Origin of the sequence: Methylobacterium phyllosphaerae (genome assembly GCF_001936175.1) — a bacterium.
Lineage (GTDB): Bacteria > Pseudomonadota > Alphaproteobacteria > Rhizobiales > Beijerinckiaceae > Methylobacterium > Methylobacterium fujisawaense.
On the sequence record NZ_CP015367.1, the window covers coordinates 296,859 to 314,361 of the forward strand.

Annotated in this window: 20 protein-coding genes; 9 read left to right on the top strand and 11 right to left on the bottom strand. The window is 67.5% G+C overall.

The window, feature by feature from the left end; genetic code table 11:
• On the top strand, positions 1-303 hold the full coding sequence (locus tag MCBMB27_RS01460) for a head-tail connector protein (RefSeq protein ID WP_075379698.1): 303 nt from the start codon (positions 1-3) through the stop codon (positions 301-303).
• Between the two features lie 189 nt (positions 304-492).
• Positions 493-648, top strand: a complete 156-nt coding sequence (locus tag MCBMB27_RS29350; protein ID WP_158498440.1) for a hypothetical protein — start codon at positions 493-495, stop codon at positions 646-648.
• Between the two features lie 1,001 nt (positions 649-1,649).
• Here the strand turns inward: MCBMB27_RS29350 and MCBMB27_RS01465 are convergent.
• Entirely contained in the window at positions 1,650-2,039 is a 390-nt protein-coding gene (locus MCBMB27_RS01465; protein WP_043388622.1) for a hypothetical protein, read from the bottom strand.
• A 159-nt stretch (positions 2,040-2,198) separates the two neighbouring features.
• On the opposite strand from MCBMB27_RS01465, the gene MCBMB27_RS01470 reads away from it, so the two are divergent.
• Positions 2,199-2,813 (top strand): NIPSNAP family protein, encoded by a 615-nt coding sequence (locus MCBMB27_RS01470; RefSeq protein ID WP_075379699.1) that lies wholly within the window; start codon positions 2,199-2,201, stop codon positions 2,811-2,813.
• 229 nt (positions 2,814-3,042) lie between these two features.
• Here MCBMB27_RS01470 and MCBMB27_RS29355 read toward each other — a convergent pair whose 3' ends face one another.
• From MCBMB27_RS29355 to MCBMB27_RS01480, 4 genes are all read right to left on the bottom strand, one after another.
• Positions 3,043-3,432 (bottom strand): hypothetical protein, encoded by a 390-nt coding sequence (locus MCBMB27_RS29355; RefSeq protein WP_139231583.1) that lies wholly within the window; start codon positions 3,430-3,432, stop codon positions 3,043-3,045.
• A 31-nt stretch (positions 3,433-3,463) separates the two neighbouring features.
• A complete protein-coding gene (locus MCBMB27_RS29360) occupies positions 3,464-3,655 on the bottom strand; it encodes a hypothetical protein (protein WP_139231584.1) in 192 nt (63 codons plus the stop codon).
• Positions 3,652-4,737: a PepSY-associated TM helix domain-containing protein gene (locus MCBMB27_RS01475; RefSeq protein WP_236952862.1), complete on the bottom strand. Its 1,086-nt coding sequence runs from the start codon at positions 4,735-4,737 to the stop codon at positions 3,652-3,654. Before MCBMB27_RS01475 ends, MCBMB27_RS29360 begins: the two co-directional genes overlap by 4 nt.
• Before the next feature lie 129 nt (positions 4,738-4,866).
• Complete coding sequence (locus MCBMB27_RS01480; RefSeq protein WP_075379701.1) at positions 4,867-7,104, bottom strand: TonB-dependent siderophore receptor; 2,238 nt, start codon at positions 7,102-7,104, stop codon at positions 4,867-4,869.
• Positions 7,105-7,797: 693 nt separating this feature from the next.
• Between MCBMB27_RS01480 and MCBMB27_RS01485 the strand changes: the two genes are divergently transcribed.
• Positions 7,798-8,853: a zinc ribbon domain-containing protein gene (locus MCBMB27_RS01485; RefSeq protein ID WP_075379702.1), complete on the top strand. Its 1,056-nt coding sequence runs from the start codon at positions 7,798-7,800 to the stop codon at positions 8,851-8,853.
• A 112-nt stretch (positions 8,854-8,965) separates the two neighbouring features.
• Here the strand turns inward: MCBMB27_RS01485 and MCBMB27_RS01490 are convergent, their stop codons facing one another.
• On the bottom strand, positions 8,966-10,042 hold the full coding sequence (locus MCBMB27_RS01490) for a tartrate dehydrogenase (RefSeq protein WP_075379703.1): 1,077 nt from the start codon (positions 10,040-10,042) through the stop codon (positions 8,966-8,968).
• 256 nt (positions 10,043-10,298) lie between these two features.
• On the opposite strand from MCBMB27_RS01490, the gene MCBMB27_RS01495 reads away from it, so the two are divergent.
• The 4 genes from MCBMB27_RS01495 (at position 10,299) to MCBMB27_RS01510 (ending at position 13,271) form a co-directional block, all read left to right on the top strand.
• Positions 10,299-11,033, top strand: a complete 735-nt coding sequence (locus MCBMB27_RS01495; protein ID WP_043388629.1) for a response regulator — start codon at positions 10,299-10,301, stop codon at positions 11,031-11,033.
• Positions 11,033-12,406: a sensor histidine kinase gene (locus MCBMB27_RS01500; protein ID WP_075379704.1), complete on the top strand. Its 1,374-nt coding sequence runs from the start codon at positions 11,033-11,035 to the stop codon at positions 12,404-12,406. The genes MCBMB27_RS01495 and MCBMB27_RS01500 overlap by 1 nt, the downstream gene beginning before the upstream one ends.
• Before the next feature lie 184 nt (positions 12,407-12,590).
• Positions 12,591-12,854, top strand: coding sequence for a GCG_CRPN prefix-to-repeats domain-containing protein (locus MCBMB27_RS01505; protein WP_053610959.1), 264 nt, complete (start codon positions 12,591-12,593; stop codon positions 12,852-12,854).
• 69 nt (positions 12,855-12,923) lie between these two features.
• On the top strand, positions 12,924-13,271 hold the full coding sequence (locus MCBMB27_RS01510) for a GCG_CRPN prefix-to-repeats domain-containing protein (RefSeq protein WP_075379705.1): 348 nt from the start codon (positions 12,924-12,926) through the stop codon (positions 13,269-13,271).
• 57 nt (positions 13,272-13,328) lie between these two features.
• On the opposite strand, the gene MCBMB27_RS01515 is transcribed toward MCBMB27_RS01510, so the two are convergent.
• The 4 genes from MCBMB27_RS01515 to MCBMB27_RS01530 form a co-directional block, all read right to left on the bottom strand.
• Complete coding sequence (locus MCBMB27_RS01515; protein ID WP_043350779.1) at positions 13,329-14,315, bottom strand: inorganic phosphate transporter; 987 nt, start codon at positions 14,313-14,315, stop codon at positions 13,329-13,331.
• 15 nt (positions 14,316-14,330) lie between these two features.
• The gene (locus MCBMB27_RS01520; RefSeq protein WP_053610957.1) at positions 14,331-14,972 is read right to left on the bottom strand and encodes a DUF47 domain-containing protein; all 642 of its coding nucleotides are present in this window, start codon (positions 14,970-14,972) and stop codon (positions 14,331-14,333) included.
• A 135-nt stretch (positions 14,973-15,107) separates the two neighbouring features.
• Positions 15,108-15,365 carry a hypothetical protein gene (locus MCBMB27_RS01525; protein ID WP_043350773.1) on the bottom strand — a complete coding sequence of 86 codons (258 nt, stop codon included), beginning with the start codon at positions 15,363-15,365 and terminating at the stop codon, positions 15,108-15,110.
• A 106-nt stretch (positions 15,366-15,471) separates the two neighbouring features.
• Positions 15,472-15,684 (bottom strand): hypothetical protein, encoded by a 213-nt coding sequence (locus tag MCBMB27_RS01530; protein ID WP_043350771.1) that lies wholly within the window; start codon positions 15,682-15,684, stop codon positions 15,472-15,474.
• A 482-nt stretch (positions 15,685-16,166) separates the two neighbouring features.
• Between MCBMB27_RS01530 and MCBMB27_RS01535 the strand changes: the two genes are divergently transcribed.
• Positions 16,167-16,364, top strand: a complete 198-nt coding sequence (locus MCBMB27_RS01535; protein ID WP_043350768.1) for a hypothetical protein — start codon at positions 16,167-16,169, stop codon at positions 16,362-16,364.
• A 122-nt stretch (positions 16,365-16,486) separates the two neighbouring features.
• On the opposite strand, the gene murI is transcribed toward MCBMB27_RS01535, so the two are convergent.
• Complete coding sequence (gene murI / locus MCBMB27_RS01540) at positions 16,487-17,362, bottom strand: glutamate racemase (protein ID WP_043388640.1); 876 nt, start codon at positions 17,360-17,362, stop codon at positions 16,487-16,489.
• Positions 17,363-17,503 lie beyond the last annotated feature (141 nt).

Consider the following 17,503-nt stretch of genomic DNA (forward strand, 5'->3'; position numbering starts at 1 on the left):
GTGCTCGAAACCGCCTTCCCGGCCGACCTCGACCCCGATGACCGGGTCTATCCGTGCCCGCCCGCCACGTGCCTCGTGAACGAGACGCCGGACCAGGAATCCGGCACCGTCACGGTGTGCTACCGAGCCGGCTACCCTGTGGTGGACGGACGCAGCACGGTCCCGGCGCCGATCCGGCACGCGATCCTGCTGATGGTCGGGCACCTGCGCGACCTGCGCAAGATCGGCTGGGGGCTGGCCTCGGCGGTGCTGCTGGCCTTCGGGGGGATCATCCTGGCGAAGATCGGGCTGGCGGGGCGCTGAGCCCGATCGGAGACTCGAAACCGCGCCGTCTGCCCGCGCGCAGACCGGGCCTCGACATGCCCCGAAAAGACCACCGTGAACCGCCCGGCTCCGGCCGCGGCGGTTTATTTGCGGACTCAAGCGCAGCCGTCGGAACGACCCTCCGCCAGATCCCATTGTCCCCATACATGCCTTTCAGGGGGCCATGACATGCTGAAGGTCACCTACATCGACTTCCACGAGAAACCGGGCAGCACCGTTCACAGCGGCTGGTACATTACCGACGAGAACGGGGCGATGATCGGCGGGGCGCATCGCTACGCGGACCAAATCAGCGGACTGCGGGCCCTGCTCGCGCTCAGCTGATTTCACCCCTTGGAAGATCCCGGCCCGCCCGGTCCGCCGGCGCGGGCCTTTTCGTGTCGGCTGGCCCGCGGCTTGCGCTGGCCCAACACGCCACCCAAAGATTCACGCAGCCCCGCCGGCACCGCCGCGCGGGGCTTTTTCATCCGCCGTCGGCTTGCACTCTCGAGCGCTCGAACACAACCACGGGTCGAAAAATCGACCCAACCAATCAGCCGGGCTCACGTTCAGACGGATAAGAAAACTCTGGATTTTCCGAGTTCAGAGATGCCGCGTATGCCAGGCTCGCGAAGAATTTTCGGACCTTGTAGGGTGCACAATTATACAATTCACCGCGCCCAGGGTAGACCATGCCATACAGGGCCTGGCCTGGGTCGCCGATCTTGTCAGCATTTGCAGACCTGCAAACCATACGGAACTCTTTAAATCCTGCGAGGACCGGGCCGGTAAGATCGCTGACACGCACGTTCCACCCCCTCAATCGTACTCGGGCTCAATGACTCCATCCCGTTGCGATCCGCAAATATAGGCCATCACTCCGCAGGTCAATAAACCGAGCGCGGATTGGCTCCGACTCCGTATTCGATATCTGATTTGCGCGCGGTCTGTGTCGGTGCTGATGTCAATAAGGTGCGGTCGCCCAGACTCGATGATGAACGACGTCGCGTTTTGCGGCCCCGCCTGCGCCGTCCGTGAGGCAATGAGCCCACCGCTTGCGACGCTCTGCCCGCCTCTTCCCGGACCAATCTTCAGCCTCGCCGCCGCCGCGCTGGGCTGCTTCGTGTCCCGATACCCGGCGCGGTACCATCCTAAGCCCGGCCGGTATGGCCCGGTGACCGCCGCGGACTTCCTGAGCCCGAGCCACCTTAAGTATCGGCCCGGCCCAGACGTTGGTGAGATCAGGCGTTCCCCCGCCCCGTGAGCAGCTCGGGGCGGGGCCGAGCGGCCAATTCCCGTCGATGGCGCCCGCGCCACACGGGGCGGCGTGACGATTTCGGAGCCCGTTATCGACCCTTGCGCGTCAGCGTGCCCTGGAATTCACACGAGGCGCCGTGCCACGCCAGGCAGCCGTCCTCCTCCAGAGCGACCGATCGAAGGTCGGGGCTGTAACGGGCCATGATCCGGCAAGTCTGCCCGTTCTCGGTCTTGCTGAAGAGGATCGTACGAGGCCCGGTCGATCGGCCCTTCATGGTCACACCACCACCGCAGCCTCTGGACCCGACCGAGAACTCGGCGACATAGCCGGACGCACCGGACGCCTTCACAACGACGCCCTGCTCGTATCCATCTTCCTTGCGCTCGAAGGTGCCGGTCGCCTGCCGTCCAGGGCCGGCGGCCTGAACTGGAAAAGCGAAGAGGGTCAATGCAATCAGGATCTGGAGCCGGTGGCACATCAGACGGCAACCCTGCCAGCGTGAGCGTACAGGCAGAAATCAAAGATCTTGCCCGGCAGCCATGGCGCTTTTCGCGCTTCCGACCCGTGGCAGGTGCAGATCAGACCCATTGAAACGAACGGCGCTCTCTCGGTTTGAAGGTGCAACGCCGAGGTCCCCATGCTCTACGAACTCGCTACCCTTTCGTGCCCGTTGCTCGCAGTCGATCGAGCATCCGACGGGGTTTATGACTGGGTGAACGACGCGGAGGCCAAGGGTGAACTGTTCGGCTGCTGGCGGACCGAGATAGGGACACTCGGTCGCCTGATCGTGCTGCGCGGGTTCGAGGCACCGGAAGATATGACCGCCGAGCGCCGCCGGGCGCTTCTGAGTGCTAACCCGTTCAATGCGGGGAGCGTGGTGACGGCGCTGGAAATGGACAGCTATGCGCCGTTCGCCTTTCTGCCGCCGATCCGGACCGGGGACCGTGGCGGGGTGTACGAGTTCCGGACCTACCGCCTGAAGCCCGGCGGGCTGCCGCCAACGCTCGCGGGTTGGGAAGCGGCTATCGCACCCGCACGTGAATATACCGAGCATCTCGTCGCGAACATGTACGCTCTCGATGGAGCACCGCGGATCACACACATTTGGGGCTTCACAAGCTTGAAGGAACGGACCGAGTTACGCTCTTGGGCTTATGGTGCCGCTGTCTGGCCGCCCGAGGGAGGCCCGGAGCAGATTGCCGAAGCAACTTCGACTATTGCGCTTCCACAGGGGCCATCTCCCCTGGCCTGAATCATCCTTCGTCTCCGCTCTCAAACGACCCTGAGGGTGGCTCGCAGATGACTGCTTTCGGGTTGCGTTGGCGACCTTCCGTATGACCGGCAGGGGTCGAAAGCGGGAAGGCCGCCTGGGTTGGTTTCCCGCCTGTCCGCTGACCAGAACTGCTGCCGCAAAAACGGACGTGCGGAGATTGGGGTGGTCGGCGGACTTGCGCCCCTCTCGATAATCCGAGGCACCTCGGTCAATTCTCGGCAGCAGACGTCGAGCGCGACAAACGACCAGCAGTACCCTCCGCCCAACTCCACGATATGCGTTGAAAGACGGCGCCTCCAGCTTCGGCCTCCTCGACACCGCGTGGCCCAGATTTTCGAGTCTGTTGTGGGAGCGCGATTGCGCCGTGGTTGATCATGGTGGACAGAAGATTTTCCGCTGCGTCTAAGTCCAAGCTGTAGTCGTCGCCAGCGATGATTTCATTTTGACTGTTGAGCAGGGCGAAGCCGCCGCGGTTCCGGATATACGGCTGGTGCCAGCGCGACCGCGTCAGCTTGAGGCCTTGCCGTTTCGCCCGCCTCCTGAGACGTATGAGGCGCATAGCCTCTTGGTAGGTCGGTGTCGGATTGATCTCTCGCATGGCAGACTTTGCCGTTCACGATTGCTGGCAGCTAACGTCCGTTCTCACGCAAGCGCAGCCCCGCAGCGAGCACGTAGAGGGACATGACGAGCAGAAGGAGCGCAGCAAGCCGGTCCCAGATGCCGTCCGCGACGAGCGCACCGACGAGGCTGATCAGCGTCCCGGCCGCGATCATCGCCGGGATCGGCCAAATGCGATGTGGGGCACCTCTCGTGGCCGTCATTCACCCGGCTCCGCCGTCGTGAGCGTCCGGCTCGCCGTCAGGCGAGGCAGCGCCGAGCGCCTGCGAACGAGCCAGAGATAGACACCCGAGGCGAGGACGACGATCGTCGCCACGTCCAGCACCGCCCATATGATTTTGAGCGGCAGGCCACCATAATCGCCGAAGTGCAGGGGCTGGGACAGGAATAGCGCCTGGATATACCAAGGCATCGCGCGCATGTCCGTGAGCTGTCCGGTCCCGGCATCAATCAGCGCCGGCATGAGCAGACGCGCGGTCAGCGGCGTGCTCCCGGCCATGAACACGGCGTAGTGATTGTTGCTGCTGAAGCCCGTACCCGGGAAGGCGACCAGCCGAGGCGTCATCGTCCCGGCCGCGGTCCGCGCCGTCGACATCGCGGCATCGAGGGAGACGAGCGTCAGGGGGCGCGGCACGTCGCGATAGGGAGCCGTCATCTCGGCGAGCTGGCCGCCCTGCCACATCTTGAGCATCAGGTCGGCCCAGGTGTTGACCGTACCGGTCGTGCCAACGACGAGGACCCAGGCCAGCGTCGAGATACCAATCAGATTATGCCAATCGAGCCACTTGATCCGACTTGACCGCTTTCGCCGGACCGTACCGAAGTCGAGCTTCTTCATGAAAGGCCCGTAGAGCACGATCCCGGAGATGATCGCAGCGGCAAACACGAGACCCATTGCCCCGAGGAACAGCTTGCCGGGCAGACCGAGAAACATGTCGGTATGCAGCTGAAGCAGGAAGCCGATCGGCCCGGCGCCGGGCTTGTCGTCGGCTAGAACCTGCGCCGTGCGCCTGTCGAGAACGACGAAGCTGTCGCTCGGGGCCGTCTTGAGGGTCTTACTCAAGCCGGCGAGAACGGTGTTCGTCTCGTCAGGGTCGAAGTAGAGGAATTGCAGGATCTCGCCGGGCTTGTGCGCGATCGCTGCGGCGGCGATCCGATCGAGCGGGACGAACGGAGTTCCCGGAGCCAGGTCCGGCACCGCGGCCTCGTAGCCGAGGGCATGGTTGAGCTCATGGTGGAAGATCAACGGCAATCCGGTCAGGCACAGCAGCAACAGGAACGCCATGCTGACGAGGCTTGTCCATGTATGGATCAGCGACCATAGCCGGAATGCGCGGAGACGCCGGGCCGCGCCGAGCGAGATGCTAATCATCGCGCGCCCGTGACGAAGGTTGCACGCCAGTGCAATGCAGCTCTACCATCGGTAGATCAAGCTGCCGATCACCGTCGCGGGCGCACCGCGATAGCAGAAGCCGGCCTGGCAGTTCGTGTAGTCGCGGTCGAAGATGTTCTGTGCGTTGATCTGCGCGCGGAAGCCTTTGTACTTCGGGTCGAGCGCCGCGAAATCGTAGGCGAGCACCGCGTCGAACAGCGTCACGGTCGGGTTGCGCACCGTGTTCTCGTCATCGGCGTAGCTGGTGCCGGCGAAGCGGACGCCGCCGCCGACCTGAAGGCCGGAGAGTATCGAGCCCGGCGGGAACAGGTAAGTCGCGAAGGCTGTGAAGGTGTTGCCCGGGATGCCAGACAGGCTGTTGCCGTCGATCGGCTGTCCCGTGACCAGCGAGGTCTGGCGCAGGAAGCGCACGTCGAGATGCGTGTAAGCCAGCGTCAGGTTGGTGCCCGGCGCGAAGCTCGCTGTCATTTCGGCCTCGAAGCCCTTGGATTCGACCGAGCCGGTGGCGACCTGATTGGCGATGTTGGTCGGGTCCTGGCGCAGGATCGAGGTCTGGACGATGTCGAAGCCGGCGAACGATCCGGTGATGTTGGTGTTGGGGATCGCGACCTTCACGCCGGCCTCGATCTGGTCACCGGTAGCGGGCTTGAAGGGGCGGCCATTGGAATCGACACCGACCTGCGGCGTGAAAGTCGTGGCGTAGCTCGCGTAGGGCACGAAGGCGGGTGTCAGGAGGTAGTTGAGGCCGACCCGGCCGGTGAAGGCTCCGTCATTCTGGTCCCGCGGCGTGCCGGGCACGAGGTTCGTGAAGCTCGACGTGCTCTGGAAGACCCAGTCGTGCCGCCCCGTCAGCGTCAGGACGAAGCGGTCCCATTTCGCCTGCTCCTGCAGGTAGACACCGATCTGGTCCTGGCTCTGGCCAGAACCGCTCGTCAGTGGCGGGCGTGCAATGAACGTCCGGTAGCGGAAGTTCGAAAAATCGGTCACGCCCGCAAGGTTGAGGTCGGGCACGTTGAAGTTCAAGCCGTAGCGGCGATCATAGTCGTAATGGGCGTAGTCGACGCCACCGATCACCGTGTGGGCGACCGGGCCCGTCCAGAAGTGACCCTCAAGCTGGGTGTCGACGACGGCGGATTTGATCTTGTCCTTGTATAGGCCGGCATAGCGTTGTGCCGTCAATCCAGTCACGCCGGTGAAGGCGGTGAACGGAAAGCTGACCGCCGCATCCTGATACCGGAAATTCTGTCGAAAGATCAGATCGGGCGAGAATTTGTGCTCGAAGGCGTAGCCGATGCGGTACTGCTGCTGGCTCGTCTTGTTGAACCCCGCATCGCCGCCGTAGAGCCGCGTCACCTTGAAGCCCGGCTCGTTGTAGAAGAACGCGGTGCCGGGAAGATTGGTGTGCAGGTACTCGCTGAGCAGGGTGAAGCTCGTGTCGGAGTCGGGGCGCCACGTGAATGAAGGCGCGATCATCTGGCGGTCGTCGACGGCGCCGGGCAGGAAGGTGTCGGACTGGCGCACGATGCCGGTCAACCGGTAAGCCATGGTGCCATTCGAGCCCTCGACCGGGCCGCCGACGTCGAAATTGCCCTGGTAGCGGTCGAAGTTGCCGCCCTGGAACCAGACCTCGCCGAAGGGGACGAAGACAGGGCGCTTCGAGGTGATGTCGACGATGCCGCCGGGGGAGCCCAGGCCGTAGAGGCCGGAGGCCGGCCCGCGCAGGATGGTCAGCGCCTCGTATCCGTAGGGCTCGGTGCGCGGTATGATCAGACCGACGCCCGGCTGGCGCAAGCCGTCGCGATAGACGCCATCGTAATACTCCGCAAAGCCGCGCACGTAGAAGGCGTCGTTGCGCGGGTCGAAGCCGAACACGTTGGCGGAAACGCCCGGCACGTAGGACAGCGCCTGATTGAGATCCTGCACGTTCCGGTCGTTGAGCTGCTCGCGGGTCACCACCGAGACAGATTGCGGCGTCTCGATCAACGGCGTGTTGGTCTTGGTGGCGGTGGGGCTTACGCGAGCGACGTAGCCACTCACACCGGACGGTCCACCACCGCCGCCACTGGTGGCCGCACTGTTGCCGTCACCGCCGCTGACGTTAGCACCGCCAAGCCCGGCACCTGCCGCGTTGACGGTAGCCGGGCGGGCAGCCTCTACCGAAATCTCGTTGAGCTGTACGGCGGCATCTTGCGCCACTGCAGCGTTGGTGATCGCGGTCGACGCGACGAGAAGGCTTAGGAGCGAGGAGCGGTTGACCATAGATCACGCAGAGACGCATCGAGAGCAGGCTCCGCGATGTTGATCTTGGATTGAAGTGCTTAGCAATCCGAGAATGTGTCAAAAATCACACGTTTAGAGTGTTTCAAATTTGGATCGATTCTGAACTTTAAAACTCTCGTCGCTCGATCCAGCATCGCGGTCGAAGAAATTCCTGACAGGCAATATTTCCCGCGTCGGATCCGATCCGCATACTGAAAGAATTTCTTCTAATATTTCGCGACAGGTAACGTGGTAAAGTCAGTTTTTCCAAATTGATGTCCGGGAGCGATTGGGCCGCAATCGGCGAATCCTTCATTCTTGGACAAGCCGCGGTCCGCTTTCAGGTCGGCGTCGCAGGAGCCTGCGCGGCCGGTTGGGTCGAAAGCCGCCCTTCACCGAACCGGTTACCGATGAAGCATCCCGGCCAATCCGCCGAAGTCGGCACGGGACAGTTCGACGAAAAAGTTTGCGCCTCAAAGGCTAGGCTTCTATCGCAACAAGCCACATGAACCTTGTTTTTACTCAGTTATTTCACTTCTTTCCTGGGCACCAAATGCCTGACAGCAGCCCGCCGACGCATGGGCGGGCTTTGTTGTTTCTGAGGTCTGCCGATCCCGAGCGTCCCGCCCGCATATCCCGCCGGCCGCCGCACGCTATAAAGCCCCGCTTGGGTTTTCGGCGAGGGCGATTCGCGTGCGGTCCGGTTCAAGACTCTCCGAACGCTGGTTCACGCTGGCGCTCTGGCTCGTCGCGGTGGTCTTCGCGTGGTTTCTCATCGGGCTGGGATCGCTGGTCGTCGGCGATCTGCCGCAGGTCGAGCACCGCTATACCCTCGAGCAGTTCCTCGATACCGATCAGGCCAGAGCCTCGGCCGAGGCCCTGACGCAGATCCGTCGGGAGCAGGACGACAACCGGCGGCAGGTCGAGCAGGATCGGCTCGCCCTCGAGGCCGCCCAGTCCGCCTCGGAGGGGGCGCGCGAGACCTTCGCCAACTGGCTGAAGACCCGGGACGCCACGCAGCGGGTCGACCAGGATCCCGGCCTGATCGCGCGCACGCAGCAACTCGACGCCCTCAAGGCCGCCGAGCGCACCATCGAGGAGCGCCTCGCGGCCCGGGCGCAGGCGGGACTCGACCAGTCCGAGCGGGAGGCGACGCGGCTGCGGATGGACGACGAGCTGCGCGCGGCGGCGCAGAAGCAGCTCGACGCGGCCGAGCGCGGCCAGGAGTTGCGCGTCTTCGCCTACCGGCTCGCCCTGACGCTGCCGCTGCTGGCCCTGGCCGGATGGCTCCTGCTCAAACGGCGGCATACCCGCAACTGGCCGTTCGTCTGGGGCTTCGCCCTGGCGGCGGCCTTCGCCTTCTTCGTCGAACTCGTGCCGTACATGCCGAGCTACGGCGGCTACGTGCAGTACGGCGTCGGCGTGATCGTGACCCTGGTCGCGGGCCGCGCTGCGATCAATGCCCTGCACGCCTACCGCGCGCGACAGGCCGTCGTGGAGGCGCGACCGGACGCCGAGCGGCGGACCGAGATCGCCACCGACCAAGCCCTGGCCCGTCTCGCCAAGAAGGTCTGCCCCGGCTGCGAGCGGCCGCTCGCCCTCGACGATGCGAGCACGAATTATTGCCCCCATTGCGGGCTCGGCATCTTCGCACAGTGCCCGTCCTGCACGCATCGCAAGAGCACCTTCGAGCGCTTCTGCCGGGCCTGCGGCACCCCGAGCCCGGATCTCGCGACCCCGATCCCGTAGCGGGCGCGCCGCCGCCCGCCCGGACCATCGCACTGCATCGCGGATCGACGATGTGCCGCCGGATCGTCCCCGCAGGCGCGACGCGGAACGCGGCGATCCGGCCCGGCACCCCTCAGGCGTTGTCGCCCCGGATCGCCGCGATGACCGCGTCGGTGACCTGTCGCGTCGTCGCCCGTCCACCCAGATCGGGGGTGTGCAGGCTCGGATCCGCGGTGACGCGCTCCACCGCACGCATCAGCCGCTCGGCCGCCGGCTTCTCGCCGAGGTGCTCCAGCATCTGACACGCCGTCCAGAAGGTCGCGACCGGATTGGCGATTCCCTGGCCGGCGATGTCGAAGGCCGAGCCGTGGATCGGCTCGAACATGGACGGGAAAGTGCGCTCCGGGTTGATGTTGGCGGTCGGCGCGATGCCGAGGGACCCGGCGAGCGCCGCCGCGAGGTCCGATAGGATGTCGGCGTGCAGGTTCGTCGCCACGATCGTGTCGAGGGTCTCAGGCTTCATCACCATGCGCATCGTCATGGCGTCGACCAGCATCTTGTCCCAGGTGATGTCGGGAAAGTCCCGGGCAACCTCGGCGGCGATCTCGTCCCACATCACCATGGCGTGGCGCTGGGCGTTGGACTTGGTGACCACCGTGAGCCGCTTGCGCGGGCGGGAGCGGGCGAGTTCGAAGGCGTAGCGGATGATCCGGTCGACGCCCGAGCGGGTCATCATCGAGACATCGGTGGCGACCTCGTTGGGATGGCCCTGGTGGACCCGGCCGCCGACGCCCGCATACTCGCCCTCCGAGTTCTCCCGAACGATCACCCAGTCGAGCTCCGGCCCCGAGACGTGACGCAGCGGGCTGGTGATGCCCGGAAGGATCCGGGTCGGGCGGACATTGGCGTACTGGTCGAAGGGCTGGCAGATCGCGAGGCGCAGCCCCCACAGGCTGATGTGATCGGGCACGTCCGGCGCGCCCACAGCGCCGAAGAAGATCGCGTCGTGGTTCCGGATCTGTGCGCGGCCGTCGGCCGGCATCATCACGCCGTGCGTCTTGTAATAGTCCGAGCCCCAATCGAAGTGGTCGAAGCGGAACCGGAACGTTCCGGCCTTCTCGGCGAGGGTGTCGAGCACCGCGATGCCGGCGGCGATGACCTCCACGCCGATGCCGTCCGCAGGAATGGCGGCGATGGTGTAGGTCTTCATGAGGGATCTCCGAGCGTATCGGGGAGATCTGGCGCCGCTTCCGATCCCGTCGAGACGAGGGATCGCAGTTCGGCGATCCGCCGGGCCCGTCGCATCCTCGCGACGCGCCCACACGCGCGGTGGCCGCACCGGTCGCGTCCAGCGCCCGACGGGCAACGCCTGGAACGCCCCGGCCGCTCCCGACGGCCCATGTAACGTTTTGTGACACCGTGCAGTTTCGCGTTGCCGTCCCGCCGGCCGCGCCTATGCTCGGCCCATGCACGAGGGCACCACCATCGCCATCGTCGAGGACGATCCCGACATCCGCGCCCTCCTCGCCGGCTACCTGGAGGGCGAGGGGTTTCGCGCCGTCGCCCTCGACGGCGGCACCGCACTCGACCGGCTGCTCGCATCTGGCCCCGCGCCGGACCTCATCGTCCTCGACTGGATGCTGCCGGGCGAGGACGGCCTGTCCATCTGCCGCCGCCTGCGCGAGGCGGATGGCCCGCCCATCGTCATGCTGACCGCGAAGGACGAGGATATCGACCGGGTCCTCGGCCTGGAGATGGGCGCCGACGACTACGTCTCGAAACCGTTCAACCCACGGGTCCTGCTCGCCCGGATCCGCGCCGTCCTGCGCCGGGCCAACGGCGCCGGCGCCCCGGCCCCCGAGGCCGCGCCCGAGCGGCTGAGCGTCGCCGACCTCATCGTCGATCTCGCGGCCCGCACGGTGATGATCGGCGACCCGGCCTCCGAGGTCCCTCTGACCAGCGCCGAGTACGACCTGCTGCACTGCTTCGTCACCCGGCCGCAGCGGGTGCTCTCGCGCGACCAGCTTCTCGACTGGACCCGCGGCCGAACCGCCGATGCCTTCGACCGGACCATCGACGTTCAGGTCAGCCGCCTGCGGCACAAGCTCGACGCCGCCGGCAGCCAGGCCGCGGCCCTCCTCAAGACCGTGCGCAACGCCGGCTACATCCTGGCCGCCCCGGTCCGCTCCGGAACGCCGTGATGGGCCGCGTCGGCCTCCTCGGACGCATCATGCTGCTCCTGCTGGGCGCGCTCTCCCTGCTCGTCCTCGCCACGGTGGCCCTCGATCACTGGCAGCGCCGACAGGAGCGTTGGCCCTACGCCACGCGGTTTCCGCGCGTCGATCAGGCCGCCGGCATCATGACGTTGCTGCGCGACGCCGATCCGGCCCAGAGGCCGGCCATCCTGAAGGCCGTGAGCGGCGAAGCGCTGCAAACGGAGATCGTCGATGCGCAACCCGACCGGGCCGACCTGATCCGCGAGCCCCGCCTCGAAGCCCGTCTGCGCCGGATGACGGCCGAATCCGCCGACCGCGTCCAGGCCTATACCGACACCGCCCTGCTGCGCCGCGGCGTCGATCCGGCCGATATCGACAAGGCAGAGCGGGCCGGACCGATCGGGCGCCTCGCGATGGCGACCTATCGGTTGCCCGATGGCCGCTACGCGGTGATCCATGCCACCGAACGCCGCCGCTCGCTCATGCCGTGGCTGTTCGGCCAGCCCCTGAGCCTCTGGGTCGCGGTGCTGGGCGCGGCGGCGGCCGGTCTCGTCCTGGTCGGCACGCGGCACGAGCTCGCGCCGCTGCGGCGCCTGACGGACGCGGTCTCCCGCTTCGACGGCCGCGCCCCGGAACGGATGAGCGCGCCCACGGGCGCCCCCGAGATCCGGCGTCTCGCCCAGGCGGTGCAGGGCATGCAGGAGCGGATCGCCGGCCTCATGGCCGAGCGCTCCTTGCTGATCGGAGCCATCTCGCACGACCTCAAGACCTACCTGACGCGGCTGCGCCTGCGCGCCGAGGCGGTGGCCGAGCCGGCGCTCCGGGAGAAGCTGGTGGCCGATCTCGACGCCATGACCGCGCTGATCGAGGCGTCCCTGGGATTTGCCCGGGGCACCGCCGTCGAGGCGACCCGCGCGCCGGTGGATCTCGCCGATCTCGTCGCCGTCGAGGTCGCCGAGCACGCGGCCCAGGGCGCGCCCATCAGCCTGACCGGCGAGGAGGTGCGGGACGCCACGGTGGCCGGCGACGCGGTCGCCCTGCGCCGCGTCGTGGCCAACCTGATCGGGAACGCCGTCAAGTTCGGGCGCTCGTCGGTGTCGGTGGCGGTGAGCCGGGCCGGGACGGTCTGCCGGATCGTTGTCGAGGATGACGGGCCGGGCATCCCCGAGGCGGAGCGGACGGCGGTGTTCAGCCCCTATTACCGGGTCGAGCGGTCGCGGAGCCGGCAGACCGGCGGGACAGGCCTCGGTCTCGCCATCAGCCGCCAGATCGCGGAGGCCCATGGCGGCACGGTGGTGGCGGAAGCCGGCGCCAACGGCGGCGCACGCCTCGTCGTGACCCTGCCGGGCCTGTCCTGAGCGGCCCGCGGCAACGGCCGCGCAACCGGCGGTTACACAACGTTACAGGACGGCGCATCCCGGTCACATCCGGGAAGCGCGCAGGGACGAACCTTCGCTCATACGCCGCGGCCAATACCCCGCCCCGGCGCGGGCCGTCGGCCGTGAGGCCGCGCCAGCCCGATCGAGCAGAAGGAGATCATCGATGTTGAAGAGCCTCGCCCCGGCCGCCTTCCTGGCCAGCCTCGCGGTGCCCGCCTCGGCGCTGCCCCTGGTCCAGGACGCGGTCGCCACCGGCTTCGACGGCGCCCGGATCATCCAGGTCTACGGCGGCTGCGGCCCCTACGGGCATCGCGGCCCCTACGGCGGCTGCCGGACCGGCGGGCAATGGGGCGGCTATGTCCGCGGCCGCTCCTGCCCGGCCGGTTTCCACATCGGTCCCTACGGCCGCCGCTGCTGGCCGAACTGAGCCGCCGCATCGCCTGATCGCACCCTGTCCCTCGTCCGGCCTTGCGGCCGGACGCCCATGGAGTGAGTCATGATCCGTACCCTCGTCATGCCCGTGGCGCTCGCCGCGGGAGTCCTGATGGCCGGTTCGAGCGCCGAGGCGCGCGACGGCTGCGGGCCCGGTTTTCACCGCAACATCTACGGCTGGTGCCGGCCGAATCTCGGCTACGGTCCGGTGGTCTACGTCCCGGCCTATCGGCGCGTCGGCTACCGGTGGCATTACGGCTACCGCTACGGCTGGCACCGCCGGTTCGCATGGCACGGTGGCTCCCGCTGGGGCGGCTTCCGCCGTGTCGGCTGGCATGGCGGCTGGCATGGTGGCTGGCGCGGTGGCTGGCATGGCGGCTGGCATCACGGCGGCTGGCATCACCGCTGGTGACCCCGCGCCGGATCCGGCCCCGCCCGTCGCGGGGCCGCGACCGGTTCGCGGGCCGTCCTACGGCAGCACGAGGCCCGATGCCGCGTAGGTCAGGGCCGCGACCAGGGCCGCGGCCGGCATCGTGATCACCCAGGCGATCACGATGCCCTGCGCCACGTTCCAGCGGACCGCCGAGACCCGGCGCGCAGCCCCGACGCCGACGATGGCGCCGGTGATCGTGTGGGTGGTCGAGACCGGGATGCCGAAGGCCGTTGCGGCGAACAGGGTCGCGGCGCCTCCGGTCTCGGCGCAGAAGCCCTGCAGGGGCGTCAGGCGCGTGATCTTCGAGCCCATCGTGTGGACGATGCGCCAGCCGCCCAGAAGGGTGCCGAGCGCCATGGCGCCCTGACAGGACAGCACGACCCAGAGCGGCACATGAAAGGCCCCGCTCTCGCCGTGGGCGTAGAGCAGGGCGGCGATGATGCCCATGGTCTTCTGGGCGTCGTTGCCGCCGTGGCCGAGGGAGTAGAGCGAGGCCGAGACGAATTGCAGGCCTCGGAACAGCCCGTCCACCGCGTGCGGCGTCGAGCGGATGAAGATCCACGAGACCGCCAGCATCAGCACCAGGCCGAGGGCGAAGCCGAGGGCCGGCGACAGGACGATGGCGGCGCTGGTGGCGATCACGCCGGGCCAGACGATCACGCCCATCCCCGCCTTGGCGATGCCGGCGCCGAGCAGGCCGCCGATCAGGGCGTGCGAGCTCGAGGACGGGATGCCGGCATACCACGTGATCAGGTTCCAGCTGATCGCCCCGCCGAGCGCGCCGAGAATCACCCGGTCGTCCACCGCCGCGACGTCGATGATGCCCGAACCCACGGTTCCGGCGACGTGGAGCCCGAACACCAGGAAGGCCACGAAGTTGAAGAACGCCGCCCAGAACACGGCGTAGCGGGGCGCCAGCACCCGCGTCGACACGATGGTGGCGATGGAATTCGCGGCATCGTGCAACCCGTTCAGGAAATCGAAGACCAGCGCGAGGGCAATGAGGACGATGAGGAATGTCACGCGGCGGCCTGCAGCTTAAACGTGTTCGACGACGATGCTGCTGATCTGGTTCGCCACGTCCTCGAACCGATCCATGACCTTCTCCAGGTGGCCGTAGAGTTCCGACCCGACGATGAAGGCCATGGGGTCCTGTCCCGACGCCTTGAACAGGGCCTTCAACCCGTCATTGTGCAGGTCGTCGGCGCGCCCCTCCAGCTCGATGACGCGCTCGGTCAGGCCGTTCAGCGCAGTGGCATTCTCGCCGAGCGCCCGCAGCTTCGGCAGGGCCTCGGCGGTGACCTGCGCGGCCTCCTGAATGACCGCCCCCATCTCGCGCATGGCCGGCTCGAAGGTGGTCACCTCGAAGAGCTGGACCGCCTTGGCGGTCTTGAGCATCTGGTCGATGGCGTCGTCGAGGGACCCGACCAGGGCCTGAATATCGCTGCGGTCGAAGGGTGTGATGAAGGTCCGGCGGACCGCCAGAAGCGCCTCCCGGGTGATCGCGTCCGCGGCATCCTCATGAGCCGCGATCGCCGCGTAGGCCGCCGGTACGGCTTGCGTGCCGTCGAGGAGCGACCGAAGCGCTGCGGCGCCGTCCGTGAGCGTCGCGGCATGACGCTCGAACAGGTCGAAGAACCGGTCCTCTCGCGGCATCAGGGCACGAAACCAAGCCAGCATGTCGTGTCCGGGTCGAGAGGTCGGCGGTATCCGCCGGGCGCGAAAACGCCCGGCAGGCACAACGGGCGAAAGCGCCGGCCGATCCGGCGGCCGGGATACAATCGACCGTTGCTGATCGCCCTCCGGCCGCGCGGCTCAGCAGGCTTGTCCCGTGGAGGCGTGAAGCCAGCCGAAATCCACCGGGTAACCGAGGCCATGCAGCATCTTCACCCGCTTCCAGGAGGCCGACCGCGCCAAGGCTGCGTCCTGTCCGGCCTCGATCTCGGCGCTCTCCATTTCCTGAAGCTCGCGGCTCAGCGCCTCGCGCAGGCCCGCGTCCTTCATGTTGCCGAGGGCGGCAGTGAAGGCCTGCTCGGCAATCCGAACCTGATCACAAATCTGACGCACGCTCATCAGTCCCCAACCCTCCCGCGCGGCGTGAACACTGCGATCCCGCAGTCCATCAGAGTTTATCATGCGCATGGTCGCCGGGAGATGTACGTCTTTGGTGCAGCGGCCCTCACCGCATCGGGAGCGGCCCGATGCGCCGTGCCACCCGCGGCGGACGCCGCCACCGGCGCTTGCGTCCGAAGGTCCGGCGCGGATCCGGCACGCGCGGATCCACCTCGTTCCTCCGGCTAAGGCCCGGCTGGAAGCTCGCCCCGATCGCCACGATCGCGGCCGACCCGATCAGCGCGACGAGCGCCGCGCCCCAAAACATGCTCTCGAACATCAGGCACTCCCGGAGCGGAGCCCCGCCGCAGGCCGCTCGGATCCGCGGGCGATCACGAATCAAGCTAAACCATACTCTCGAATGCGATCAACGCCCAGTATCGAGCTGTATTCAGCTTTCGACATCTGATCGAAGCCCGCCATTGGCCCAAATCGTCTCTGAACGTGCCGGCGCCGTCGGCGCGCTGCGGCCGACGGACCGGCTCCTCCGTCTGTGCGGTGACGCACCGCGCATGCGCCGCGGCCGTCCACCTGTCGCCCCATTCCGGTGCGACACGGCGATCATCCGCTTTCCGGTCGAACGCACCATCATCGTCTTCACGGCGAAGACGATTCTGACCCGCGCCCCGGACCGGACCCGGCTGACGCAGCCGGCCCCGGCCTTCGGCAACGGATCGGACGAGGCGATCGAGGGCGGAGTTTACGGGGCGTTCATCCTCCGGGTGTCCGATCCGGATGGTCAGAGGCGGAGAAGCGGAAGCGATGCCGAGCGAAACCAACAGGCCGCACCAGGATGCGCCCGCTCAGGAGCCGATCCTCGAACTCTGGCGGATCATCGCCCTCGCGCTGATCGTCGCCGCCGGCATGCTGTTCGTCCACCTGATCGTTCCGACCGAAGCCGATGCGTCCGCAGCCCCGTCGACGACCATGCCGCGTGCCGCCGGCCTCAGCGCCTCCTGAGGGGCGCGTGGGCCGGACACGGCACTGAGGGCCGGGCCCGGCGGCGCTCACGCGAGCGGGCGGGCGGATGCGCATCCCAGGGCTCAGGCGCCCGTTGTGGCGCCCGGGATCGCCGCGCCCGTCTACTGCATCGGCAACGGGATCGACTCCACGCCGACCTCACCGATTCCGCGGGCCGCGAGGGCTGTGCGCAGGGCGTCGGTCAGGCAGCTTCCGGCCGTGAAGGCGCCGAGCGCGGAGCCGTGCCGGTCCGCCTCGCGCGGGAGCGGGCCGATCAGCTGCACGACGCGCCGGGCGATGGCGGGGGCCGGGTCGATCCAAGTCACCGGCCAGGGCGCCACGGCCTGCAGGCGCGGAAGCAGCAGGGGATAGTGGGTGCAGGCGAGGCAGATCACGTCGGTGCGCCGGCCGTCCGCCTCGGTGACGAAGCAGGGGGCGATCTCCGCGGCGAGGGCGGCATCGTCCACCGGCGCGCCGGCGAGCTCGGCTTCCGCGTAGCCGGCGAGATTCTGCGAGCCGATCCGCGTGACCGCGCAGGCGCCGGCATAGGTCGCGATCAGGTCGCTCGTGTAGGAGCGCGCCACCGTGCCGGGCGTCGCCAGCAGGGTTATCATCCGGGAGCGCGTCACCTCGGCCGCGGGCTTGATCGGCGGCACCACGCCCACGAAGGGCGTCGTGAAGCGCTGCCGGAGCGCCGGAAGCACCAGCGTCGAGGCGGTGTTGCAGGCGATCACGACGAGATCAGGCCTGTGGGTCGCGACGAGCCGCTCCATCACGGTGAGGACGCGGGCGACGAGGGGCGCCTCCCCGAGCCGGCCATAGGGGAAGGCGGCATCGTCGCCGACATAGACGTAACGGGCATCCGGGCGGGCGCGCCGCACGGCGTCGAGGACGGTGAGGCCGCCGAGCCCGGAATCGAAGACCAGGATGGTCGGCTCGGCGGCACTGCGCAGCGCCGCGGCGGACAGGCTGGCCCCGGCCATCAGATCGATCCGCATGAGAACCCGGACTCCTCGAAGAGCGTCCCAAAATCTCGGCCGTGAGGGTTAAGGCGATCTCACTGCGGCGAGAGAAAGATCCGCGATCCCCAACCCGTTCCGTTAACCGCCACGCGTCCGCGGCGAAGTGCCCCCAGACCG